The organism is Cupriavidus sp. BIS7 (assembly GCF_000292345.1).
Lineage (GTDB): Bacteria > Pseudomonadota > Gammaproteobacteria > Burkholderiales > Burkholderiaceae > Cupriavidus.
Window position 1 is genome coordinate 1 of sequence record NZ_ALOU01000013.1, and the last position, 23,617, is coordinate 23,617.

A 23,617-nucleotide genomic window follows, 5' to 3' on the forward strand; every position below is an offset into this window, starting at 1 on the left:
GGGCAGACGCCAACGGCGTTCCGCGACTCGGGCCGCGCCCGCCTGCCGGCGTTTGCCATGAAGGACGTCTGAGGGGCAAGCGGGGCGAGGGTGAGAAACGATAGGCCGAGGCTCAGCCGCGTGCGCGGTCAACGTCCGCGAACACTTCCTCGGCCATATGGAATGCCGAGTTGGCGGCCGGCACGCCGCAGTAGATCGCGGTCTGCAGCAGCACCTCCTTGATCTCGTCGCGCGTGACGCCGTTGTTCGCCGCCGCACGCAGATGCAGCTTCAGCTCTTCCGATCGGTTCAGCGCCACCATCATGGCGATGGTAATCAGGCTGCGCGTGTGGCGCGGCAGGCCCTCGCGCGTCCAGATCTCACCCCATGCATAGCGCGTGATCAGGTTCTGGAACTCCTCGTTCAACGGCGTCAGCCGTTGCAGCGAGCGATCTACGTGCGCGCTGCCGAGCACTTCCCGGCGCACGGAGAGCCCAGCGTCGTAGCGCGCCTGGTCGTCGGTCACCGGCCGGCGGCCATTGATGAAGTCAAGCAGCGCAGCCGTGAAGCGGCCCGGCTGTTCGCGGTTCGAAAGGTGGGCGGCGTGCAGCTCCATATAGATAGCGCCGGGAATGGCGGCGGCCAGCGCCCTGCCCTCATCCGCCGTGGTGGACGGATCGTCGCTGCCTGCGATCACCAGCACCGGAACGGGGATGGTCTTGACCGCGTCGCGCAGGTCCGCATCACGCACGGCTGCGCAACTGGCCGCATATCCGCGCGGATCCAGGCTTGCCATCACATCGCGCAGGTCATCGAGCGCGCGTCCCGCCGTGGCGACGAAGCCCGGCGTGAACCAGCGGCCCAACGATGCTTCGACAAGGTCGCCCATGCCGTCGCGCATCACGGCATCGATGCGGGTGTTCCAGCCATCGGCCGTGCCGATCTTCGGCGCGGTGTTGGACAGTACGATTTTTGAAAAACGTTCCGGCGCATGAATGCCGAGCCACATGCCGGTCAGGCCGCCCATCGAAAGCCCGCAGAACACAGCCTTATCGATCGGCAGCGCATCGAGGATGGCGAGCACGTCGCGGCCCAGCGTTTCCACGGTGAGCGCGGTTTCGGCGGTGGTCGAGCGGCCATGTCCGCGCACGTCGTAGCGCACCACGCGGAAGCGGCCCGCCAATGCGTCGGCCTGCGGCTTCCACATCGTATGGTCCGTGCCGAGCGAGTTGGAGAAAACGATGGCGGGTGCGTCGTCGGGTCCGTCGACGGTGTAGAACAGTCGGGCGCCGGCTTGATCGAGGTAAGGCAAGGTAGTCTCCAGTCAGGCCTTTTTGTGATTCGCGTGATTTGCATGATTCGCGCGTGCAGCGTGCCATGCTGCTGCTGCTGCATCGGCAAAGCGTTCGGATTGTCCTGCGTACTGGGCCGGATCGCTCAGGCGATCAAGCGTCTCGTCGTCGAGCAATCCAGCATGTTTGGGATCTTCGGCAAGCGTGCGCGCCAGCGCAGTGCGCAGCGTGCAGCCATCGGCCACGGCACGGCGCGATGCCTGCTCGACAAGATGATGGGCGGGCAGCCGGCCAATGCGCCGGCCAAGTTCGAGCATGGCGGCCTCGCCCAGGATCAGGCCGTGCGTGATATCGAGGTTCGCGCGCATTCGGGCCGCATCGACCTGAAGGCCGCCAGCAACATCGCTCATCTGGCGCAGCGCGCCCGCGGCCAACGCAGCGATCTGCGGCAGCGTATCCCACTCCGCCTGCCAGCCACCGAGCGCGCGCTCATGCTCCTGCGTCATGCCGGCCAGCATCGTCGCCACCAGCGGCGGCACACGTATGGCAGCGGTCAGCACTGCCGCGCAGCCCACTGGGTTGCGCTTGTGCGGCATCGTGCTGGAGCCGCCGCGCCCCGGGCCCGACGGCTCGGCCACCTCGGCAATCTCGGTCTGCATCATCAGAGAGATATCGCGCGCCATCTTGCCCAGCGTGCCGGTCAGCATGCCAAGCGCGGTGGCCACTTCCACCAGGCGGTCGCGGTGCGCATGCCATGGCAGGTCAGGCAGATCGAGTCCAAGTTCGGCGGCGAAGCGGGCGGCAACGGCGGGGGCTGCATCGCCCAGGCTGGCCAGCGTGCCGGCGGCACCGCCGAACTGTAGCGCACGAGCCTGCTTGCGTACGCGATCGAGCCGTTCCAGGTCGCGACGCAGCGCATCGAGCCATCCGCCGGCCTTGCAGCCGAATGTCGTCGGCAAGGCGTGCTGCAACCACGTGCGCGCGACCATCGGCGTGGCGCGATGCGTGGCAGCCAACACTGCGCAGGCATCGCCGAGGCGCAGCAGGTCGGATTCGATGGCGCCGAGCGCATCGCCCAGTTGCAGCACCAGAGCGGTATCGATGATGTCCTGGCTCGTGGCGCCCCAGTGGACGTAGCGTCCGGCGTCGGCATCGCGCTGCGTCACGGCGGCGGTCAACTGCTTCACAAACGGGATGGCGAGATTGCCGCCGGAAACGGCAGCCTGCGCCAGCGCGTCGAAGTCGATCACATCGGGGCTGGCGCAAGTCTCGGTAATGAAGGCGGCAGCCTCGGTCGGAATCACGCCGCACTGCGCTTCGGCCCACGCAAGGGCGGCTTCGGCAGCAAGCATGCGGCGCACTGTGCCGGCATCGGAAAAGATGTCGAGCACGGCGGGACTACCGAACATCGGATCAGTCAGGCGGGAGAACGTGGGCATCGTCGGTGGGGGCGTACCGGTGGTAATGCGCCGATTGTCATGCAAAGCGCGGCGCGGGTGGAACCCCGCGCCGCGCTTTACGGACATCAGATATCGAAAAAGACGGTCTCGTCCGCCCCCTGCAGCACAACGTCCCAGCGATAGCTGCTCTGGCCGTTCGGTTGGGCGATCAGCGTGGCGCGGCGATCGGCCGGCACCAGCGACAGCACACCATCGGCGGCGTTGGTGGCGGTCTCTTCGGGGAAATACATGCGCGTGGCAACGTGCTTGACCAGGCCGCGCATGAACACCGACACCATGATGTGCGGCGCCTGCGGGCGTCCTTCGCCGTCGGGCACGGCGCCGGGCTTGACGGTGACGAAGCGGAACGAGCCGTCTGCTTCGGTCGGCACGCGGCCGAACCCGGTAAAGCCGGGGACCAGAGCGAGATCGCGCGTGTCTTCCGGGTGGCGATAGCGGCCGGCGGGATTCGCCTGCCAGATCTCGACCATGCCGTCTGGCACAGGCTCGCCTTTGCCATCGAAGACGCGGCCTTCGATCACGATGCGCTGTGGGGCCAGGTCAGGGGCGTCGGCGGTCAGGTCGGCGCAGTTCAGGCCGGTCAGGCCGATATGCAGGTAGGGACCAACGGTCTGGGATGCGGTGGCGTACAGCATGGCCTTTACTCCATCGGCGTGGCGTCGCGGCCGCGCAGCACGATATCGAAACGGTATCCGAGCGCGTACTCGGGGGCGGTGGTTTCCCAGTCCAGGGCGGCGATCAGTCGGTCGCGCGCCTTTTCGTCGGGCACACAGTTGAAGATCGGGTCGAACGGCAGCAGCGGGTCGCCGGGGAAGTACATCTGCGTGACCAACCGCGTGGCATATGCATTGCCGAACAGCGAGAAGTGGATGTGTTGCGGCCGCCAGGCGTTGTGGTGGTTACGCCAGGGATAGGCGCCCGGCTTGATCGTCTTGAACTGGTAGTGGCCATTGGCGTCGGTGATCATGCGGCCTTCGCCCGAGAAATGCGGGTCCAGCGGCGCGTCGTGCTGGTCGCGCTTGTGCACATAGCGGCCGGCGGCATTCGCTTGCCAGACTTCGATCAGCGCATTTGGCACCGGGCGGCCGTTCTCGTCGAGCACGCGGCCGGTGACCAGGATGCGCTCGCCGATCGGTTCTCCGCCATTGCCAACGGTCAGGTCGTTATCGCCCTGCCGGACAAATTCGGGGCCGAACGTCGGGCCCGTCACCTCGGAAAGCGACTGCGGCAGCGCAATCAGCGGCTGGCCCGGCGAGCGAAGCTGCGTCGAGGCATACGGATCGAAGCGGTATTCGGGCTGGGTGTTCCAGTACGGGCGACGGTACTGGTCGGGGCGGGCGGAGCGTGGGGGCATCGCGCTGTCTCCGTGGTTGTAGGAATCGATGGGCTCGACTTTATGCAACGCTGTAAGTCATGTAAATTGAGTTTTTCCGCAATTTGAATGACTTTTTGTTATGGATGCCAATCAGCCGTCACGGGGAGGCCGCACCGACGCATTCCGAAGCCGAATCCGGCTGCGGCACCTGCATTGCTTTGTCGCCGTGGCGCAGACCCAGCATCTGGGCCGGGCCGGCGAGCGGCTTGGCCTGACGCAGCCCGCGGTGTCCAAGACGCTGACCGAGCTCGAGGAACTGGTGGGCACGCGGCTGCTCGTGCGCCAGCGCGCCGGTACGGACCTGACGGCCGCCGGGATGCGCTTCCTGCGCCATGCACTACGCGTGCTCGAGGACGTCGACGCTGCAGCGGACAGCCTGGGCGGCGCGGACGCCCCCCGGCAGGAGCGCATTCGCGTGGGCGCGTTGCCGAGCATCGTCCCGGCGCTGCTGCTTGAGGCGGTGACGCAGTTTCGCGCGAGCCATGCGGAAGTCGGGCTTGCCGTGCAGAGCGGGATGAACCGGACGCTGATCGACCTGCTCAAGGCCGATGTGCTCGACGTGGTGATCGGCCGCATGGACGACCCGGCGGCGATGGAAGGCCTCTGGTTCGAATCGCTGGCGGCCGAGCCGCTGGTGCTGGCGGTGCGCACCGGCCATCCGCTCGCGGACAACGCGCGGCCAACGATGCGCGATGTGGTGGCGTGGCCGATGGTGGTGCCGGCGCTTGGCTCGATTCCGCGCCACAGCACCGAAAGCCTGCTGGCACGGCATGGCTTCGCCTTGCCCGACGGCTGCCTTGAGACGGCGGACGCGTACCTGGGCCGGCTCGTGGCGCAGCAAAGCGACAGCGTCTGGGCCGCACCGCTATCGGCAACGCAACGCGCGGTCGCGGGCGGCGAACTGGTGCTGCTGCCGTTCGACACGCAGGGCACCGAGGAACCGATCGGCCTGCTGCGCAGAAGCGATCGCACGCTGGAGCCAGTGGCCGAGGCGTTCGCCGAAGCGATCCGCCGTATTGCGGCAAGCCGCTAGCGTTTCCGGGGCCACTCGGCGCCTGCCCTCGCAAAATTCTTTGCGCTATCCGCGAACACGCCGCCAGCCCTTTGCCGCCGCGCCTTCGTGACGGAATCGCGGGTCATGATCTGACCTGCCTTGCGGGTTTACGCCGATACTTCGCACGCAAAAACGCTGCGTATGATCCGTTCCTATCGAGAACAGTAGTTCGCCCTTAGAACAATATCGATGCACGGTTGCTCCAATCGCCCACTAAAGAGGTGCAGGATCAGCCACCGACAGATCCGAGAACGGAGACAATCATGTCCCAGACCTTGCGCCCCGCAACTGGCACGCTCGACGTCCAGTCGCTTATCGACAGCCAACGCTTCTCCGCGTATCAGTGGCTTATCTTGATCCTATGTTTCATGATCGTCGCCGTGGATGGCTTTGACACGGCGGCAATGGGATATGTTGCCCCGGCCCTGGTGCAGGACTGGGGGATCGAGAAATCGTCACTTGGTCCGGTGATGAGTGCGGCGCTCTTCGGGCTTGCGTTTGGCGCGATCTTCGCGGGCCCGATGGCCGACCGCGTCGGCCGCAAGAAGGTGCTGGTGCTTTCGGTGTTTTTCTTTGGCGCCTGCAGCCTGGCCACGGCCTTCGCCCCGACCGTCTGGTGGCTGACGGTCATGCGCTTCCTGACCGGCCTGGGACTTGGCGCAGCGATGCCCAACGCGGTCACGCTGATGTCCGAGTACGCGCCGGCTCGCCGTCGCGCTGTGCTCGTCAACACCATGTTCTGCGGCTTCCCGCTCGGATCGGCTGCGGGCGGCTTCTTTGCCGCAGCGATCATTCCTCATTACGGCTGGCATAGCGTGCTGGTCGCCGGAGGCATCGTGCCGCTGGTCCTGGCGGTACTGCTGGTAGCCACGCTGCCCGAATCGATCCGCTACATGGTCGTGCGCCAGTACCCCGCCGACCAGATTCGCAAAGTGCTGGCCCGCGTCACCGGCGCCAACGTGAATGACGCCCGCGCATTCACGATCAGCGAGACCGCGCCGGCAGCGGCATCGGCCATCGGCACGGTGCTGGCACCGCGTTACCGCCTGGGCTCGGCCATGCTGTGGCTCACCTACTTCATGGGCCTGGTGATTTTCTACCTGCTGACGAGCTGGATGCCGACGCTGATGAAGGACGCTGGCTTCACGCTGCAACGCGCTTCGTTCCTGACTGCCCTGTTCCCGCTCGGCGGCGGCATCGGCACCATCGCGGCCGGCTGGTTCATGGACCGATTCAACCCGAACAAGGTCATCGCCATTACCTACGCGCTAACCGGCGTGCTGATCTATGCCGTGGGCCAGGGCGCTGGCGGCGAGCAGTTCGTACTCGGCGCGCTGATTTTCCTGGCAGGCACCGCAATGAACGGCGCCCAATCGTCGATGCCCTCGCTGGCTGCCGGGTTCTACCCGACGCAAGGCCGTGCCACCGGCGTGGCATGGATGCTTGGCATCGGTCGTTTCGGGGGCATCACCGGCGCGCTCCTCGGCGCAGAACTGCTGCGCATGCATCTGGGCTTCGACAGGATCTTCACGCTGCTGGCGGTACCGGCGTTCATCGCCGCCGCCGCACTGATCGTCAAGCAGGTGGGCGCCCGCAATGCGGCGCCGCACGACCCAAAACAGGCAATGGTTTCGGGTCATTGAACCGGCCGCCGGCACCCCGGGGAGATGGATGAAGACGCGCCGCATACGTGCTACCGTTCGGTAGTACCAGCGGGCTGCGGCGCACGAACTTGGACCAGCACACCTCCGGGGACAACATCTTCTTCATCGGTTTCATGGGCGCCGGCAAGACGACTGTCGGGCGCGCCGTCGCGCAGTCGCTCGGCCGCCCGTTCTTCGATACCGACCAGGAAATCGAAGCGCGCTGCGGCGTACGGGTGGCCACGATCTTCGAACTCGAAGGCGAGGAAGGCTTCCGTCAGCGCGAGGCACGCGTACTCGATGAATTGACGCAGCGCAGCGGCATTGTGCTGGCCACCGGCGGAGGTGCCGTGCTGCGGCAGGAAAACCGCGAGATGCTGCGCACGCGCGGCCGCGTGATCTACCTCGACGCAACGTTGCCAGAACTCTGGAAACGCACCCGGCGCAACCGCGCGCGCCCCCTGTTGCAGGCCGAAAACCCGCGCGCCCGGCTCGAGGCGCTCTTTTGCGAGCGCGACCCGATCTATCGGGAAGTCGCCCATATCATCATGCCCGCCCATGGGGGCAGCGTCGCCCAGGCAGCCGCAGGCGTACTGGCGCAACTGGGCTTCATCCTTCCTGATGCGCAATAACTCATGTGAGTTATTGGAGCAAAGGGGCCTCAAACGGCACACTGGCTGCGGGGTCACTCGACACGACCCTGAAACGACTTGGCAACTCTTACTGCCCCGGCGATCCCGCGCGCCGGGGCATTTCTTTTTGGGCCCCGCTTCCGGCCAAACGGGCAAAGTCCATTTCTTTTGCCTTGCATCAACCCACCCGGCACAGACCGACACAACTTTTCGCGTTGCCATGGTGCACGATGACGCCCTGTTCATTCACTCGACAAGGAGCCACATCATGCAGAACACTCCCTCTCGCAAGGCGCGCCACGCCAGTACGAAACCCGAGGCCGACAACGCCGCCAACGCACGGTCCAAGCCAACGGCTTCGGCATCCAGCGCACGTCAGACACGTCGCAAGTCGCTTGCGGCATTCATCATGGCCATACCTCCCGGCGATCCCTGCGATGAGCGGGACTTCGCACGAATCCAATAGCCGGGGCGACCGAACATGTATCTGGTCGATACCAACATCATCAGTGAGCAGCGCAAGCGCTCCCGGGCAGACCCGGGCGTGCTTGCCTTCTTCGAAGACGCCGATACGGAAGAGCATGAGTTGTTCATCTCTGTCGTCACGCTTGGGGAACTGCGTCGCGGCGTGGAACTGAAGCGATATCGCGGAGACCGGCAACAATGCAAGGTGCTCGACGAATGGCTGCTGGGTGTCCAGAGGCGCTATGCACACAGCATCCTTGCCGTCGATGCACGCATCATTGAACTCTGGGGACACTTGCGTGTGCCGTACGCCGAAAACGCGCTCGACAAATTGATAGCCGCCACCGCGCTTGTGCACGGACTGACCGTGGTGACGCGGAACGTTCGCGACTACGCAAACACCGGCGTCCGGATACTCAACCCGTTCAGCGACGACCCGCCCGTTCGCCGGATTCTAGTCTTATGCACATCACGTCATGCACATCAGGTTCACGCAGGGGCGCCCGTAACGCAGCCGCACATGCATGCAAGCAGATGTCGCGGATTCAGGCGGCCATGAGACTACACTTACGATTTCAACGTCCTTGCGCCCTCCCGCTGTGAATACCGCCACAAAGCCCTTACAGGTCACCCTGACAGATTTCCGTACCGAGCCAGCGCCGAGCCACGACAACCCCCGGCCTGACCGGCTCGTCAAGGGCAACCCGGACCGCACCACCTGGACGCACTACAGCGCGAACCAAGGCGATTTCGACTGCGGCATCTGGGCCTGTGAACCCGGTGCGTGGCGCATCGCGTTCCCCGCAGGCAAGGAAGAATTTTTTCACGTCGTCAGCGGGCGTCTGCGCATCACCAGCCACACCGGTGACGCGCGCGAGTTCGGTCCCGGCGATGCTTGCGTGATCCCCGCAGGATTTGAGGGCGTGTTCGAGGTCATCGAACCGGTGCGCAAGTATTTCGTCGTTATCGATCGCGGCCCGAACTGACGTTCCTCACTGGAGCCCCTGCGATGCTCGTCCGCCTTGCCCTGCTGACAGCGTCGCCGGTCATGCTGTGCGTGAGCGGCATCGCCTCTGCCGCCAGCCCGAGCTTCGATTGCAAGGCGGCAGAAGGGCAAACCGAACAACTGATCTGCAAGGACGACACGCTCGCACGGCTAGACCGCGAAACCACCCGGCTCTATGGGCTGGCGCTTGACGCGCACTCATTGCCGACAGCGCAGAAAAAGCGGCTGCTGGCAGAGCAGCGCGGCTGGGTCAAGGGTCGAAACGACTGCTGGAAATCGGATGACGCAAGGGCGTGTGCGACAACCAGCTACCTGCAGCGCATTTACGAACTGCGACACAGCTACGCTGGCGCACGCACGCAGGACGACAAGGGCATCAGCCGCGGGCCGTTCGGAATTCGCTGCCCAGGCATCGAGGCTGTCATCGCCGGGACGTTCGTGCAGACAGCCCCCGGATACGCGTACCTGCGCTGGCTGGACCAGCAACTGGTGCTGAAGCAGACACCGGCCGCCTCGGGCGCACGCTACGCGGCGACCATCGCCGATGGCGAAGCGCTGTTCTGGGACAAGGGGCCCGATGCCCAACTGGTCCTGCCCGGCAAGCCGGGAATGAATTGCCACGTGGAAACCTTCGACTGATTTCGGCGGACTGCCGTGGCGGCGACGCCACGACATCGATTGCACGCCACATGGGCACTCCATATAATAACGATTCTCATTTACAAGTCGTTACTCACCTTCAGCAGGCCCGTCGGGCAACAAGGAATGGACGATGGCAGCCGACGCTGGTCCGCACCACGATATCCACACACTCTACAGCGGCCACCACCGATGGCTGCTTGGCTGGCTGCATCGCAAGGTCGGCTGTTGGCATCGTTCCGCCGACCTTGCGCATGACACGTTCATGCGGCTCCTGGCACGCGAAGAAGCGTTGGCAATTGTCGAACCGCGCGCGTTCCTGACTACCGTCGCGCAGCGTGTGCTGGCCAACCAATGGCGGCGCGAGAAGCTGGAACAGGCCTATATGGAAGCGCTCGCCAGTCAGCCGGCGGCACTGGTACCTTCCGTAGAAGAGCGGGCGATCCTGCTGGAAACCCTTCATGAGATCGCAGAACTACTCGAAGGATTGCCCGTGGCCGTCAAGCGCGCATTCCTGATGGCACAACTCGAAGGACTGAGCCAGGCCGAGATCGCCGCGGCCTTGCGGATCTCGGTGACCACAGTCAAACGGTATCTGGTGCGCGCCTGCACACAGTGCTACTTCGCATTGCCTGCCTCATGAGCGCACCGGGCCATGCCATTCCGCCTCACGTGGCACGTGCCGCCGTGGAATGGCTGCTTGCACTGCAAGGACATGGCGCCGACGATGCCACGCGCGCCGCGTGGCGCAACTGGCTGACCCAACATCCCGATCATGCTCGCGCGTGGTCACACATTGAGGCAGTCAATGCTCGACTACGCAGTGTTGCATCGCCATTGGCCGCCACCGTCGCACGCGCGGCACTGACCCCGCCACGCTCGGCCAGCAGGCGCCAGGCCGTCACGGCGCTGGCAACCGTATTCGCGGGCGGGGCAGCGGTGTGGGCTGCGAAGGGTCACGCTCCGTTGCAGGACTGGCTGGCCGACGCGCACACCGCTGTGGGAGAGCAGCGTCAGCTCACACTCGACGACGGCACACAGGTCAGGCTGAACACGGACACTGCGATCGACGTGGCCTTCACGGCCGACGAAAGGCGCATCAACCTGCTGCGCGGCGAAATCTTCATCGAGACCGGTCAAGATCCCCGGGCTGCACGCAGGCCCTTCGTGGTCGCCACGCGCGATGCCACGCTGCAACCGCTCGGAACACGATTCGCGGTGCGCCAACTGGCCGATGCGGGCTGGATCGGCGTCACCGAGGGTGCCGTCGCGATCCGGCCGCAGGCCAATACCAGCGCCAGTCGCGTGATAGTCGCTGGCTGGCAGGCGCGCTATACGTCGGGCGCCGTCGATGCACACCGGACACTGCCAAATAGCGATATCGCCTGGAAAGACGGCATGCTCGTGGCCACGGACATGCCCTTGGCCGAGTTCCTGAGTGAGATCGACCGTTACCGGCCAGGCCGGCTACGTTGCGACCCCGCCGTCGCCAATCTGCGCGTATCGGGCACGTTCCCGCTGGCGAACACCAATCGCATTCTCGATGCACTTCGAACCGCTCTGCCGATCCGCATCCATTATCTGACGCGTTACTGGACCACCGTACTTCCGGCGTAATTTTCGCGCGGCTCTCAGCTTTTTTGCCGACTGGTGGTCTGTTCCGGATTCTCGCGTGACATAGGAGATGAAACCCTTTACGCATCTTCGTCCGCAGAATCCATGTCGCACCAGATCCTGGCGCTGCCGCGCCGCCGCTCCGCCTATGTCCTGCAATATTCGATCGTGCTCGCCGCCTTGTGCGGCGCCACCTTGCCGTGGTCCAGCTACGCGCTGGCGCAGGGCGCGCCCGCGCAGGCCACATCGTCGCAGCACTCCTACGACATTCCCGCTGGCCCGCTGCAGGCCACGCTGAATCGCTTCGGCCGCGAGGCCGGCATCCTGCTGGCGTTCACGCCCGAGCAAGCTGCCAATCGGCAAAGCCACGGCCTGCGCGGTCAATATGGTGTGCGCGAAGGGCTCGACGCAATCCTGCAAGGCACCGGCTTGGCCGCGTCGGCCAATGCCGACGGCAGCTACGTCCTGGTGCGCAACGTCACGCAGGACGAACCGGCCCGCGACGACCACATTGCCGCGCTCCCCCCGGTCACGGTCAGCGCGGACGCCGAAAGCTATCGCGCGCCACAAACCACCTCGGTACTGCGCTCGGATGCACCGCTGATGGATACCCCGCAGGCCGTGAATATCGTGCCCGCGCAGGTCATGATCGACCAGCGGCCGCGCAACCTTGACGATGCCGTCAACAACATCAGCGGGATCACCCAGGGCAACACGCTGGCCGGAACGATGGATGCCATCATGAAGCGCGGCTTCGGCAACAACCGGGACGGCTCAGTCATGCGCAACGGCATGCCGCTGGTACAGGGCCGCAGTCTGAACGCCAACGCGGACAGCGTCGAAGTACTGAAGGGTCCGGCATCACTGCTCTACGGGATCATGGACCCCGGCGGTGTCATCAACATCGTGAGCAAGCGCCCATCGCTGCAACGGTCCACCTCGCTGTCGCTTCTTGGCACGACATACGGCCATGGCAAGAACGGCGCGGGCGGAACGATCGACACCACCGGCGCGATCGGCACATCGGGCCTGGCCTACCGTCTTGTGGCCGACTACATCGACGAGTCCTACTGGCGCAATTTCGGCGAGAACCGCGAAACGCTGGTCGCGCCGTCGCTGGCCTGGTATGGCCAGGACACCCAGGTGAACCTTTCCTACGAGTACCGCAAGTTCCTCTATCCGTTCGATCGTGGCACGGCGCTCGATCCACGCACGATGGAGCCCCTGCCGATCCCAAGCCGGCGCCGCATCGACGACCCGCTCAACGAGATGCGCGGTGAATCGCACCTCGCACAACTGACCGTCGATCATCATTTCAATGCCGATTGGCGCGCGCACTTCGGCTATAGCTACAACCGTGAAGCCTATGATGCAGGGCAGCTGCGCAACATAGGACTGAATCCCGTTACCGGCGCCATCACCCGCCGCAATGATGCGACCGATGGCGCGTTGAGCACCGACAGCTACGGGGTGGCGTATGTCAGCGGCAACTTCCGCATCGCCGGTATGCGTAACGAACTGCAGGTGGGCGCGGACAGCGAGTACCGCCGCATCTATCGCCAGAACATGCTGCGCCAGCGGGCGACCGCGCCGTTCAACTATCTGGACCCGGTCTATGGCCTGGAGCCTCCGGCGACCAGAATCTCGGCCACCGAAAGCGACCAGACCGATACGCTGCACGCCACGTCACTGTTCTTCCAGGACAGCCTGTACCTGACGGACAAGTGGATTCTGGTAGGCGGCGCGCGATACCTGAGCTACAGCCAGTTGGCCGGACGCGGGCGTCCGTTTTTGGCCAATACCGATATCACGGACCAGAAGTGGCTGCCGCGCGCCGGCATCGTCTACAAATGGACGCCCGCGTTCTCGCTATACGGCAGCTACACGCAATCGCTGAAACCGAACTCGACGATCGCTCCGCTTGGCGGCGGCGCGGTCATCGATGCGTCGATCGCCCCGGAACAGGCCGCGTCGTGGGAACTGGGCGGCAAGGTCGAACTGGCCAGCGGCATCAGCGGCACGCTGGCGCTGTTCAACATCGACAAGCGCAACGTGCTGGTATCGCAGTTCAATCCGGCCACCGGGTTGATCGAATGGCGCACGTCCGGACGCGCGCGGTCAAGCGGCGTGGAACTGGACGTGACCGGCCAGATCGGCCGGCACTGGAACGTCATCGCCAGCTACGCGTACCTTGACGCCAGGATCACCGAAGACCCCAAGTACGACGGCAATCGGCTCTGGAACGTCGCGCAACATACGGCCGCATTGTCCGCCGTCTATGACTTCGGCCAGATCCTCGGCGCCGACCGCTTCCGGCTTGGCGGCGGCATTCACTACGTAGGCAACCGCCCGGGAGATTCGGCCAACAGCTTCTGGCTGCCAGCCTACACGCTGTTCGATGCCTTTGCCACCTACGAGACCCGTGTCGGCGGTCAGAAGGTGCGCTTCCAGCTCAACGTCAAGAACCTGTTCAACCGCGTGTATTACCCATCGGCAGTCCAACCGCTTGCGGTCGCCGTGGGTAATCCCCGGCAGGTCACGCTCCTGACCACCTTCGATTTCTGAGGATTTACGATGCCTGTCTCCCCGCTCCGCCGCACCCTGACTATCGGCGCCTTGCTTGCCACCTGTGGCGTAACTTCTGCCGCGGCGGATACGCCGTCCCGTGGCACGGTCGCGCTCGTCATGCAAGCCGATGGGCCCAACGCGGCCATCGATCAAAAGATCCGCACCCACCTCGAGTCACGCGGGTTCGCGGTCAACCTGCTAAATCAGGATGCCCCGGCATCACGCGCGGCACATGCGCGTCTTGTGATCATGTCGTCGACAATCTCCGCGAAGCTGGTTGGTCCCGGCTGGCGCCAGTTGCCCGTGCCGCTACTGACGTGGGAGGACGACATGCTCGACGATCTGGCCATGACAGGCAAGCTCGATGGCACGGACTACGGTACGGCAAAGCACGAACGCTTTCTGTGGCTCGTCAACGCTCCGCATCCGGTTGCAGCAGGACTCCCCGCGGGTACCACGACCGTCTATCAGAAGGCGGGATACATGAACTGGGGCAAACCGGGGCTCGGCGCAAGCATTATCGCCACGTTGTATGGCCAGCCCGAAAAGGCCGCGATCTTCGTCTATGAAAAAGGAGCGACGATGGACTACGAGTCCCAAGCCCCCGCGCGCCGCGTGATGTTCTTTATCGGCAACGATACGTTCACTAACCTGTCCGGGGCGGGTGTCCAGCTGTTCGACGCCGCGGTGGACTGGGCGGCGGGAGACCTGTAACGCCACCGTGCGCGGCCGGGGCGCCCGTCGACGCCGATGGGCCCTGATGGGGCGCTGATGGGGCGCTGATGGGGCGCTGATGGACCGCTACGGACCGTTATGGACACTGACGCACGCTACAATTCGCGCTTCTCATCGTCCACGGACCCGCCCATCATGCTGCCGGACAGCGATTCCCTGACGTTACTCGTCACACGCGAAATGCCCTTCGGCAAGCACAAGGGCACGCTGATCGCCGACCTGCCGGGCAACTACCTGAACTGGTTCGCGCGGGAGGGCTTTCCTCCCGGCGAAATCGGCCGCCTGCTGGCGCTGATGCACGAACTCGACCACAACGGGCTGTCGCACCTGCTGAAGCCGCTACGCAAACCGCTGCGCTAGGCACCGGCGCCTAGCGCACCGTCTGGCCCGACACGACCTGGTTCACGGTATCGGGCGGAATCTGGTAGCTCCAGGTTTCGCTGAGCAGCTTGCCGTTGGACACCAATGCCTCGCGCATCTCCACCACTTTCTTCGGGTCCTTGACCTTGATGCGCAGCGTCACGCGATACCCCCTGGTCACGGGATTCGGCTGGATCACGTTTTCGATCACCTCGGCGTTGTCGCTGACGCTGAACGTCGGCTGCACCGGCGTATTTGGCGGAAGGTTGGCCAGCACCGGGCCCTCGAAGTCGATCACGAAGCCGAGGCTGCCGTCGAGATGGCGGATCAGGTTGGCCTGCGTAATCTCGCCCGCCGTCCGCATCGTCTGCTTGACCCATGCCAGGTCCTTCGCAAAGATCGCGCGTTCGTCCGTGGTCCAGTGCATTGTGTAGTCGGCACGGATCGGCTGGCCCTTCGGCGGCAACTGCTCAGGCGTCCAGAACGCCACGATGTTGTCGTTGGTCTCGTCGGGCGTCGGGATCTCCACGAGTTCGACCTTGCCACGGCCCCAGTCGCCCTGCGGCTCGATCCATGCGCTCGGGCGCAGGTCATAGCGATCCTTCAGATCCTCGTAGGCCGAGAAATCCCGCCCGCGCTGCAGCAGGCCGAAGCCGCGCGGATTGTTGACGGTGAACGCGCTCAGCGCCACGTGCTTCGGGTTGTTCAGCGGGCGCCACAGCCATTCGCCGTCGCCAGTGTGGATGGCCAGGCCATTCGAGTCGTGCAGGGCCGGCCGGAAGTTGTTGGCGTCGCGCTGCTGGTTCGGCCCGTACAGGAACATGCTGGTCAGCGGTGCGATGCCCAGCCTGGTCACCGGCCCGCGCATGAAGACGCGCGCCTGCACCTTGAGCACCGAGTCCTCGCCCGGGTAGAGATCGAAGCGATAGGCGCCCGTCGCATTCTTCGAATCCAGCAGCGCGTAGAACACCACGTGCTTGTCCTGCGGGTTCGGGCGCTCGATCCAGAATTCGCGGAAGGCCGGGAATTCCTCGGGCTCGGACAGGCCGGTATTGATGGCCAGCCCGCGGCTGGACAGGCCATAGACCTGCCCCTTGCCGATAACGCGGAAGTAGCTCGCACCAAGCACGCTCATCACTTCGTCCAGCTTGTCGGCCCGGTTGATCGGGTACAGCAGCCGGAAGCCAGCGTATCCGAGCTTGTTCGTGGCCGCACGGTCGAGCTTCAGTTCGCCGAAATCGAAGCGGCCGGGATCGTAGCGAATTTCGTCGACCTTGCCGCCAACGATCTCGTGGATGCGAACCGGGGAACTGAACTGCATGCCCTGGTGATAGAAGCCCAGGCGAAACGGCGTGCCCTGGTCGTTCCAGGCAAGATGGTCAAGCTTCGGCTGGATCTTGATGTAGTCCGCAAACTGCATCTGCGCAAACACCGGTGGCAGGTTGCTGACCGGCGCCGTATAGGGCCGCTCCGCGAGCGACTTGGCGCGCGCGGTCACGTCGTCGAGCGAGAAGGCATGACTGGCCGGCGCAACGCCGATCAGGCAGCCGGCAAGCGCGAGCCCCGGCAAGACAAGTTTCATCCTGTTACGCAATGACGCGGCAAAGACGGCAAGAACCACGAATCCCTCCAGGTACAGACATCGACAAAAGGCCACAAACAAGCCATTAGGGCCAGTGTATGGCGTATAAGGCTGTAGACTTGCGGCGCAGTTCAGAAAAATAACCGATTTCGCCGGACGTGCCTGTCAGACATACGGTGACAGCCGCGCAAACCCCGGTGCCGCACCATTGCGGGGCGAGGGTCCGGCAGTCCGTTCATCACCGACAAACCAGAACATGCGAATGCTTTCCATGCTGGCCGTTGCGGCCAGCCTTGCCTGCGCGCCGCTTCTCGCACCGTCGTATGCCGCCGCGGCAGACAATCCCGCCGCCGACAAGCAGGCGTTCATCGCCGACCTGATCGGGAAGATGACGCTCGACGAGAAGATCGGCCAGCTCCGGCTCATCAGTATCGGGCCGGAGATGCCCCAGCCCCAGCTCATCAAGGAAATTGCCGCAGGGCGTGTGGGCGGCACGTTCAACTCCGTCACCCGCGCGGACAACCGGCCGCTGCAGGAAGCCGCGGCGAATCAGAGCCGGCTGAAGATCCCGATCTTCTTCGCCTATGACGTGGTACACGGCCACCGCACGGTGTTCCCGATCAGCCTGGCCCTGGCATCGAGCTGGGACATGGGCGTGGTGGAGAAAGCCGCGAGGATCTCAGCGGTCGAGGCGGCCGCCGACGGGCTGGACGCCACGTTCGCGCCGATGGTCGATATCTCGCGCGATCCGCGCTGGGGCCGTACATCGGAAGGCTTCGGCGAAGACCCGTACCTGGTCTCGCAGTGCGCGCGCGCCAGCGTGAAGGGCTTCCAGGGATCGTCCCCGGCGAATGCAGACAGCGTGATGGCCTTCGTCAAGCATTTCGCACTGTACGGCGCGGTGGAAGGCGGCCGGGACTACAACACCGTGGACATGAGCATGCAGCGCATGTACCAGGACTACCTGCCGCCCTATCGCGCCGCGCTGGACGCAGGTGCCGGCGGCGTGATGATCGCGCTGAACTCGATCAACGGCCAGCCTGCCACGTCGAACAAGTGGCTGCTGCGCGACCTGCTGCGCAAGGAATGGGGCTTCAGGGGCGTCACCGTGAGCGACCACGGCGCGATCGACGAGCTGCTGCGCCACGGCGTGGCCGGCAACGGCCGCGAAGCGGCAAAGCTGGCGATCGAGGCCGGCGTGGACATGAGCATGGCCGATTCGCGCTATCTGGAGCAACTGCCGACGCTGGTCAAGTCGGGCACCGTGCCCGTAAAGCTGATTGATGACGCCGTGCGCGAGGTGCTCGGCGCGAAGTACGACATGGGGCTGTTTGCCGACCCGTTCCGCCGCATCGGCACCAAGGCGGACGATCCGCTTGACGTCGACGCCGAAAGCCGCCTGCACCGTGCCGACGCGCGCGAGGCCGCACGCAAGTCCATGGTGCTGCTGGAGAACCGCAACCAGACGCTGCCATTGGAAAAATCCGGGACGGTTGCCGTGATCGGGCCGCTGGCCGACGCCAAAATTGACATCATGGGAAGCTGGTCCGCCGCCGGCAAGGCGCGCCAGTCTGTCACGCTGCTGCAGGGCATGCGCGACGCGGTGGCCGGCAAGGGCGAGGTGGTCTACGCACGCGGCGCCAACGTGACCGACGATGAGCGCGTGGTTGGCTATCTGAACTTCCTGAACTGGGATAACCCGGAAGTTGTGCAGGACAAGCGATCGCCCGGCGAGATGATCGACGAAGCGGTACGCGTGGCGCGCAAGGCCGACGCGATCGTCGTGGCCGTCGGTGAAACGCGCGGGATGTCGCACGAGGCATCGAGCCGCACGAGCCTGTCGCTGCCGGGCAGCCAGCTGGCGCTGTTGAAAGCGCTGAAGACCACCGGCAAGCCGCTGGTGGTGGTGCTGATGAACGGGCGCCCGCTCACGGTCAACTGGGAGAAGGACAACGCCGACGCGATGCTCGAGACCTGGTACACCGGCACCGAAGGCGGCCATGCCATCGCCGACGTGCTGTTCGGTGACGAAAACCCGTCAGGCAAGCTGCCGCTCTCGTTCCCGCGCTCGATCGGCCAGATTCCCACGTACTACAACCAGCTCCGTATCGGCCGGCCGTTCACGCCGGGCAAGGCGCCGAACTATACCTCGCAGTACTTCGAGGAGGATTCCGGGCCGCTCTACCCGTTCGGCTACGGACTGAGCTACACCACGTTCAGCGTTTCCGACATCCGGCTGTCGGCGCCGAAGCTGGCGCGCAACGGCAAGATCATGGCCAGCGTGACCGTAAAGAACACGGGCGAGCGCAGCGGAGAGACCGTGGTGCAGCTTTATGTGCAGGACGTGACGGCGTCGGTCGTGCGGCCAGTCAAGGAACTCAAGGACTTCCGCAAGGTGATGCTCGCGCCGGGCGAGTCGCGCGTGATCGACTTCCCGGTCAGCGAGGACACGCTCAAGTTCTATAACGCGCGCCTCGAATACGTGGCGGAGCCTGGCGATTTCAATGTGCAGATCGGCCTGGACTCGGCATCCGTGCGCGAGGCGCGCTTTACGCTGGAATAGCGCGTATCAGCGGTTACCGTCGAGCAACTCGTTGAGGATCTCGTCGAAGGCCGCCTGCGCGTCTTCCAGCGACTGCAAAGCGGCGTCGAAGGTCTGCAGCGCGATCTTCGACGGTTTGCCGCTGCCCTGCGGCGGATACTGTGTCAGCAGCGCGGAAAAGGCCACCTGCACCTGGCGTGTGGCATTGACCACCCGCTCCATCGCCTGCGCCTCTTCCGCGCGATTCTGTTCGTCGCTCATGTAACAGCCCCCCGGTGGCCGTGATTCGATATGCGGCATATCGTACAAGAACTCGCGGGTACCCTGCCCGGTCCAATGCCGCGACGCCAAAATTTCGGTTAGGCTGGGCTAGGCTTGCTCATCCGTGACCAATCCTTCGCCCCATGCCTTCGCTTGTGCGCAAGACGCTGACCGCCACCCTGCTGACCGCGGGAGGCTTTGTCTGCTACTGGTCCTACCTGACCCTCAACCAGGAACGGCTGCTGTTCGACGCACGCCGGCGCCCGCCCGCTGATCTGCCGGATGGCATCGTCGGCTACTCGCATGAGGTGCCCGGCGGCCAGTTCCGCGGCTACTGCTACCACGCAGACCATGCGGACGTGAGCGACCTGCTGTTCTATCTGCCGGGAAGGGGCGAGGACGTGCTGGAAACGCTCCGGTACGTGAAATGGCTGCCGCCCGGCATGGGCTTTGCAACGTTCGACTACCGTGGCATCGGCCACTCGGACGGCATGCCATCCGAGGCAGCCGCCGTGGCTGACGCAAGCCAGTTTCTGCTCCATATCCGGCGCGCCTTTCCCGGCGTGCGCGTGCACGTGGTGGGACGCTCTCTGGGCACGGGCGTGGCGATCCAGCTTGCGGACCTGCAGGACTTCGAAAGCCTGCAACTGATCACGCCGTACGACTCGCTTCTGGAGATCGTGCGCAAGCGCTTCCCGCTGGTGCCGCTGCGTCAGTTGATGCGCCATCACTTCGATTCGATCTCGCACTGCAAGAAGGTGGTGCAAAGCACCAAGGTGCTGCTGGCCGAAACTGACGCCGTGGTTCCCCACGAATGTTCGGAGCGGCTGATGGCCGCGTGGCCCGGCCCCGTTGCGCTGCAGACGATTGCCGGTACCGATCACTTTACGATCATCGAACAGCCTGAAACGTGGCTCGCGCTGTGCGAATTCGCGCGACAAGTGCCGCATCAGGCATCCGACCGCGCCAGACAGCCCTCTGACCAACCCGCTCCTGCCGACCATACCGAGTCCGGTGTGCCTTTGCCGCTTTCCGCGGCACGGTAGAATGCGCGCCATGAAAAAGATTGCAGTCAAGGCTGCCGGCGTCTTCACGGCGCTGGCAGCGGCCGGCGTTTTGCTCGCCGGCTTCGCCGCGGTGGTCAGCCTGCGGCAACTCCCTTCCGTCGACGCATTGCGCGACTATCGCCCCCAGGTACCGCTGCGTGTCTACACCAGCGACCACGTGCTCATTGGCGAGTTCGGCGCCGAGCATCGCGAGTTCGTCCCGATCGAGAAGATGCCGAAGCTGATGACCGAGGCGCTGCTCGCGGCCGAGGACGACCAGTTCTACAACCACGCGGGCGTGGACATTCCCGGACTGGTTCGCGCGGCACTGGCCGATATCGGCGAAGGCTACGCACAAGGGGCGTCGACCATCACCATGCAGGTGGCGCGCAACTTCTACCTGTCGCGGGAAAAGACGCTGTCGCGCAAGTGGTACGAAATCCTGCTGGCGTGGCAGATCGACCGCACGCTGCCCAAGGAGCGCGTGCTCGAGCTCTACATGAACCAGGTTTATCTGGGCGAGCACGCCTATGGCTTTGGCAGTGCGGCGCAGACATACTTCGGCAAGCCGCTGGCGTCGCTTTCGCTGGCGGAAACGGCGATGCTCGCGGGCCTGCCCAAGGCGCCTTCGACGATGAACCCGATGGTCAATTTCCCGCGGGCCAAGAAGCGCCAGGAATATGTGCTGGGCCGCATGCTGGCGCTGGGGATGATCACGCAGGATCAGTATCGCGAGGCACGCGGCGTTCAGCTTGTGGTGAGCCATGACGCCAATGGCAGCTTCAATGGCCATGCCGAGTATGTGGCCGAGCTGGCGCGGCAGCTTGCCTTCGACCGTTTTGGCGACGAGGCTTATACGCGTGGCATCAACGTCTACACCACCGTGTCCTCGGTGCGCCAGACGATGGCGTACGACGCGGTACAGGCCGGACTGGCCGGCTACGGCAAACGGCACGGATTGACGGGCGCGCAGGCGAAACTGCCGCAGGCCGCGCTTGTCTCGCTCGATACGAACACCGGCGCAATCGAGGCAATGGTCGGCGGCGCCGATTTCAGCGAGAACCGCTTCAATCACGCCACGCAGGCCCAGCGTCAGCCGGGCTCCACGTTCAAGCCGTTTATCTACTCGGCGGCACTGGAGCGCGGCATCTCGCCCGGTACGCTGATCAACGATGCGCCGCTTGACGACCCGCGCTGGCAGCCATCGAATGACGATGACCGCTTTGTTGGTCCGATCACCGTGCGCCAGGCGCTGGCCGAGTCGCGCAACCTGCCCGCCATCCGTACGCTGCGCGCAATCGGCATTCCGTATGCCATCGACTTCGCCGGCAAGTTCGGCTTCGCCACCAAGCGGCTGCCGCCGTACCTGCCGCTGGCGCTTGGAACCGGCTCCACGTCGCCGCTGCGACTGGCCGCAGCGTACGGCGTGTTTGCCAACCAGGGCCACCGCATCGAGCCTTACGTGATCGACAAAATCACCGACGGTGACGGCAACGTGCTTTTTGCCGCCGAGACACCAGCGGAACTGCCGCGCGTGATTTCCGAGCGCAATGCCTTCGTGATGAACAGCCTGCTGCAGAGCGTGGTGGACGAAGGCACCGGCACCGGCGTGAAACGCTACCTGCGCCGCGACGACGTGGCGGGCAAGACCGGCACGACCAACGACGCGGTCGATGGCTGGTTCGCCGGCTATGCGGGCGACGTGGTAACGGTGACATGGATGGGCTTTGACGACAATCGCAGCCTGGGCCGACACGAGTTCGGCGCCACGACCGCATTGCCGATCTGGGCCGCCTATATGGAAGGCCGGCTTTCCGGCGTGCCGGTGGCCAGTTTCCCGACGCCGCCGCAACTTGCGCGTCTCAACGACGACTGGGCTTACGCCGAGAATGCCGACGGCACGCATGGCATTGCATCGCTCGGCTTCCCGCCGCCGGCTGCCACGCCAGACGCGCCGGCCGACGGCGGCGCACCCGGCACCCCGGTGCCCACGCCGGCCGCCCTCGACGTCCCTGCAACCGCAACACCGCAGCGCCCTGCCAACGGCGCGCTGTAACCGCTACCGACATGCCGGGACATGCCACGCCCCTGATCTGGGCCATCGCTGCACTGGCCACGGCCGGCGTGCTGTTCCGGCCGTTCCGCCTGCCTGAACCGTTCTGGGCCATCACCGGCGCGCTGGCGCTATGCGTGGCGGGCCTGCTGCCGTGGCGCGAAGCGCTCGAAGCGGTGGCGCGTGGCAACGACGTCTATCTGTTCCTGGCCGGGATGATGCTGATCTCGGAACTGGCCCGCAAGACCGGGCTGTTCGATCACGTGGCGGCGCTGGCCGTGCGCGCCGCACGTGGCTCCGGCCGCCGGCTGTTCGTCCTGGTATATGGTTTCGGCATCGCAGTGACCGCGTTCATGTCGAACGATGCCACTGCGGTCGTTCTGACGCCGGCCGTGATCGCAGCGACGCGGGCCGCGCGTGTCAGGCATCCGTTGCCGTACCTTTACGCGTGCGCATTCATCGCCAACGCGGCGAGTTTCGTCCTGCCGATCTCGAATCCGGCCAACCTCGTGCTGTTCGGCGACCGCATGCCGCCGCTGGCGGGCTGGCTGGCGCGCTTCACCGTGCCGTCGCTGGTAGCTATTGTCATGACGTTCATCGTCCTGTACTGGACGCAGCGCCACGCCCTTTCCGAGCGCATCGAAGATGACGTGCCCACGCCACCGTTGACGCTGCAGGCCTGGCTGACCACGGCAGGCATCGTGCTCACCGGCGCGACACTGCTGACGGCATCGTTGCGCGGACAGGATCTGGGCTGGCCAACCTTGATCGGCGGCCTCGCGACACTGGTAGCGGTCTGCGCCACGCAGCCGCGCCTGCTGGCACCGGCGCTGCGGGAGGTCTCCTGGGGCGTTCTGCCGCTGGTGGCCGGCCTGTTCGTGCTCGTCGCCGGCCTGGCGCAGACGGGGTTGGTAGGCCATCTGGCCGAATGGGTACGCATGCTGTCCGCGCAGCAGGGTGCCAATGCGGTTCTTGGTGCTGGCGCGGCGGGCGTGCTGGTGGGCATGACCAGCAACATCGTCAACAATCTGCCCGCCGGACTGTTCGCGGCGTCGGCGCTGGCCGCAGGGCACGCTACCGAAACTGTCACCGCGGCCGTGGTGATCGGCGTGGACCTGGGACCGAATCTGTCGGTTACCGGCTCGCTGGCCACGCTGCTTTGGCTTACCGCCCTGCGTCGTGAAGGCCATATGATCGGCGCGGGGACATTCCTGAAGACAGGTGCGCTGGTAATGCCGCTGGCGCTGCTGCCCGCGCTGGCGGTATTGCGCTAGGGGCCTGCCGCGTTTGTCTGGTTGTGGTGCAATGCCA

The 23,617-nt window shown here is 65.0% G+C and carries 21 protein-coding genes; 15 read left to right on the forward strand and 6 right to left on the reverse strand.

Features of this window, described 5'->3' with window-relative positions; genetic code table 11:
• Window positions 1–112: 112 nt before the first annotated feature.
• The 4 genes from pcaD to pcaH form a co-directional block, all read right to left on the reverse strand.
• On the reverse strand, window positions 113–1,291 hold the full coding sequence (pcaD, locus tag B552_RS0105020; RefSeq protein ID WP_019447919.1) for a 3-oxoadipate enol-lactonase: 1,179 nt from the start codon (window positions 1,289–1,291) through the stop codon (window positions 113–115).
• A gap of 12 nt (window positions 1,292–1,303) precedes the next feature.
• On the reverse strand, window positions 1,304–2,710 hold the full coding sequence (locus B552_RS0105025; protein ID WP_193352172.1) for a 3-carboxy-cis,cis-muconate cycloisomerase: 1,407 nt from the start codon (window positions 2,708–2,710) through the stop codon (window positions 1,304–1,306).
• Between the two features lie 86 nt (window positions 2,711–2,796).
• Window positions 2,797–3,366 (reverse strand): protocatechuate 3,4-dioxygenase subunit alpha, encoded by a 570-nt coding sequence (gene pcaG, locus B552_RS0105030; protein ID WP_019447921.1) that lies wholly within the window; start codon window positions 3,364–3,366, stop codon window positions 2,797–2,799.
• Between the two features lie 5 nt (window positions 3,367–3,371).
• Window positions 3,372–4,085 carry a protocatechuate 3,4-dioxygenase subunit beta gene (gene pcaH / locus B552_RS0105035; protein WP_019447922.1) on the reverse strand — a complete coding sequence of 238 codons (714 nt, stop codon included), beginning with the start codon at window positions 4,083–4,085 and terminating at the stop codon, window positions 3,372–3,374.
• A gap of 100 nt (window positions 4,086–4,185) precedes the next feature.
• Here pcaH and B552_RS0105040 point away from each other — a divergent pair, with 100 nt between their 5' ends.
• From B552_RS0105040 to B552_RS0105090, 11 genes are all read left to right on the forward strand, one after another.
• The gene (locus B552_RS0105040) at window positions 4,186–5,139 is read left to right on the forward strand and encodes a LysR substrate-binding domain-containing protein (RefSeq protein ID WP_019447923.1); all 954 of its coding nucleotides are present in this window, start codon (window positions 4,186–4,188) and stop codon (window positions 5,137–5,139) included.
• A gap of 284 nt (window positions 5,140–5,423) precedes the next feature.
• Entirely contained in the window at window positions 5,424–6,803 is a 1,380-nt protein-coding gene (locus B552_RS0105045) for an aromatic acid/H+ symport family MFS transporter (RefSeq protein ID WP_019447924.1), read from the forward strand.
• 89 nt (window positions 6,804–6,892) lie between these two features.
• Window positions 6,893–7,435, forward strand: coding sequence for a shikimate kinase (locus B552_RS0105050; RefSeq protein WP_019447925.1), 543 nt, complete (start codon window positions 6,893–6,895; stop codon window positions 7,433–7,435).
• A gap of 481 nt (window positions 7,436–7,916) precedes the next feature.
• Window positions 7,917–8,459 (forward strand): type II toxin-antitoxin system VapC family toxin, encoded by a 543-nt coding sequence (locus B552_RS27175; protein WP_019447926.1) that lies wholly within the window; start codon window positions 7,917–7,919, stop codon window positions 8,457–8,459.
• A gap of 40 nt (window positions 8,460–8,499) precedes the next feature.
• Window positions 8,500–8,886, forward strand: coding sequence for a cupin domain-containing protein (locus B552_RS0105060; protein ID WP_019447927.1), 387 nt, complete (start codon window positions 8,500–8,502; stop codon window positions 8,884–8,886).
• Window positions 8,887–8,909: 23 nt separating this feature from the next.
• The gene (locus tag B552_RS0105065; RefSeq protein WP_019447928.1) at window positions 8,910–9,545 is read left to right on the forward strand and encodes an MliC family protein; all 636 of its coding nucleotides are present in this window, start codon (window positions 8,910–8,912) and stop codon (window positions 9,543–9,545) included.
• A gap of 133 nt (window positions 9,546–9,678) precedes the next feature.
• Complete coding sequence (locus tag B552_RS0105070) at window positions 9,679–10,188, forward strand: sigma-70 family RNA polymerase sigma factor (RefSeq protein WP_019447929.1); 510 nt, start codon at window positions 9,679–9,681, stop codon at window positions 10,186–10,188.
• A complete protein-coding gene (locus B552_RS0105075) occupies window positions 10,185–11,162 on the forward strand; it encodes a FecR domain-containing protein (RefSeq protein ID WP_019447930.1) in 978 nt (325 codons plus the stop codon). Before B552_RS0105070 ends, B552_RS0105075 begins: the two co-directional genes overlap by 4 nt.
• A 102-nt stretch (window positions 11,163–11,264) precedes the next feature.
• A complete protein-coding gene (locus B552_RS0105080; protein WP_019447931.1) occupies window positions 11,265–13,724 on the forward strand; it encodes a TonB-dependent receptor in 2,460 nt (819 codons plus the stop codon).
• Between the two features lie 9 nt (window positions 13,725–13,733).
• Entirely contained in the window at window positions 13,734–14,441 is a 708-nt protein-coding gene (locus B552_RS0105085) for a hypothetical protein (protein WP_026035351.1), read from the forward strand.
• A gap of 156 nt (window positions 14,442–14,597) precedes the next feature.
• On the forward strand, window positions 14,598–14,822 hold the full coding sequence (locus B552_RS0105090; RefSeq protein ID WP_026035352.1) for a DUF3820 family protein: 225 nt from the start codon (window positions 14,598–14,600) through the stop codon (window positions 14,820–14,822).
• Between the two features lie 10 nt (window positions 14,823–14,832).
• Here B552_RS0105090 and B552_RS0105095 read toward each other — a convergent pair whose 3' ends face one another.
• Entirely contained in the window at window positions 14,833–16,404 is a 1,572-nt protein-coding gene (locus tag B552_RS0105095) for a glucan biosynthesis protein (protein ID WP_193352171.1), read from the reverse strand.
• Window positions 16,405–16,666: 262 nt separating this feature from the next.
• Between B552_RS0105095 and bglX the strand changes: the two genes are divergently transcribed.
• Window positions 16,667–18,967 (forward strand): beta-glucosidase BglX, encoded by a 2,301-nt coding sequence (gene bglX / locus B552_RS0105100; protein WP_019447935.1) that lies wholly within the window; start codon window positions 16,667–16,669, stop codon window positions 18,965–18,967.
• 6 nt (window positions 18,968–18,973) lie between these two features.
• On the opposite strand, the gene B552_RS0105105 is transcribed toward bglX, so the two are convergent.
• Window positions 18,974–19,207: a hypothetical protein gene (locus tag B552_RS0105105; protein WP_019447936.1), complete on the reverse strand. Its 234-nt coding sequence runs from the start codon at window positions 19,205–19,207 to the stop codon at window positions 18,974–18,976.
• Between the two features lie 143 nt (window positions 19,208–19,350).
• Here B552_RS0105105 and B552_RS0105110 point away from each other — a divergent pair, with 143 nt between their 5' ends.
• From B552_RS0105110 to B552_RS0105120, 3 genes are read left to right on the forward strand one after another with little or no spacing between them, the layout of a single operon-like run.
• On the forward strand, window positions 19,351–20,253 hold the full coding sequence (locus B552_RS0105110) for an alpha/beta hydrolase (protein WP_019447937.1): 903 nt from the start codon (window positions 19,351–19,353) through the stop codon (window positions 20,251–20,253).
• A gap of 10 nt (window positions 20,254–20,263) precedes the next feature.
• Window positions 20,264–22,309, forward strand: coding sequence for a PBP1A family penicillin-binding protein (locus B552_RS27180; RefSeq protein WP_035879459.1), 2,046 nt, complete (start codon window positions 20,264–20,266; stop codon window positions 22,307–22,309).
• Between the two features lie 11 nt (window positions 22,310–22,320).
• A complete protein-coding gene (locus B552_RS0105120; protein ID WP_019447939.1) occupies window positions 22,321–23,580 on the forward strand; it encodes an arsenic transporter in 1,260 nt (419 codons plus the stop codon).
• Window positions 23,581–23,617 lie beyond the last annotated feature (37 nt).

Coding starts and splice junctions, on each gene's coding strand:
- pcaG (WP_019447921.1), bottom strand. CDS start 3,366: ATGCTGTACGCCACCGCATCCCAGACCGTTGGTCCCTACCTGCATATC.
- B552_RS0105095 (WP_193352171.1), bottom strand. CDS start 16,404: ATGAAACTTGTCTTGCCGGGGCTCGCGCTTGCCGGCTGCCTGATCGGC.
- B552_RS0105070 (WP_019447929.1), top strand. CDS start 9,679: ATGGCAGCCGACGCTGGTCCGCACCACGATATCCACACACTCTACAGC.
- B552_RS0105105 (WP_019447936.1), bottom strand. CDS start 19,207: ATGAGCGACGAACAGAATCGCGCGGAAGAGGCGCAGGCGATGGAGCGG.
- bglX (WP_019447935.1), top strand. CDS start 16,667: ATGCTTTCCATGCTGGCCGTTGCGGCCAGCCTTGCCTGCGCGCCGCTT.
- B552_RS0105065 (WP_019447928.1), top strand. CDS start 8,910: ATGCTCGTCCGCCTTGCCCTGCTGACAGCGTCGCCGGTCATGCTGTGC.
- B552_RS27180 (WP_035879459.1), top strand. CDS start 20,264: ATGAAAAAGATTGCAGTCAAGGCTGCCGGCGTCTTCACGGCGCTGGCA.
- B552_RS27175 (WP_019447926.1), top strand. CDS start 7,917: ATGTATCTGGTCGATACCAACATCATCAGTGAGCAGCGCAAGCGCTCC.
- B552_RS0105110 (WP_019447937.1), top strand. CDS start 19,351: ATGCCTTCGCTTGTGCGCAAGACGCTGACCGCCACCCTGCTGACCGCG.
- B552_RS0105120 (WP_019447939.1), top strand. CDS start 22,321: ATGCCGGGACATGCCACGCCCCTGATCTGGGCCATCGCTGCACTGGCC.
- pcaH (WP_019447922.1), bottom strand. CDS start 4,085: ATGCCCCCACGCTCCGCCCGCCCCGACCAGTACCGTCGCCCGTACTGG.
- B552_RS0105080 (WP_019447931.1), top strand. CDS start 11,265: ATGTCGCACCAGATCCTGGCGCTGCCGCGCCGCCGCTCCGCCTATGTC.
- B552_RS0105090 (WP_026035352.1), top strand. CDS start 14,598: ATGCTGCCGGACAGCGATTCCCTGACGTTACTCGTCACACGCGAAATG.
- B552_RS0105045 (WP_019447924.1), top strand. CDS start 5,424: ATGTCCCAGACCTTGCGCCCCGCAACTGGCACGCTCGACGTCCAGTCG.
- B552_RS0105025 (WP_193352172.1), bottom strand. CDS start 2,710: ATGCCCACGTTCTCCCGCCTGACTGATCCGATGTTCGGTAGTCCCGCC.
- B552_RS0105040 (WP_019447923.1), top strand. CDS start 4,186: ATGGATGCCAATCAGCCGTCACGGGGAGGCCGCACCGACGCATTCCGA.
- B552_RS0105085 (WP_026035351.1), top strand. CDS start 13,734: ATGCCTGTCTCCCCGCTCCGCCGCACCCTGACTATCGGCGCCTTGCTT.
- B552_RS0105075 (WP_019447930.1), top strand. CDS start 10,185: ATGAGCGCACCGGGCCATGCCATTCCGCCTCACGTGGCACGTGCCGCC.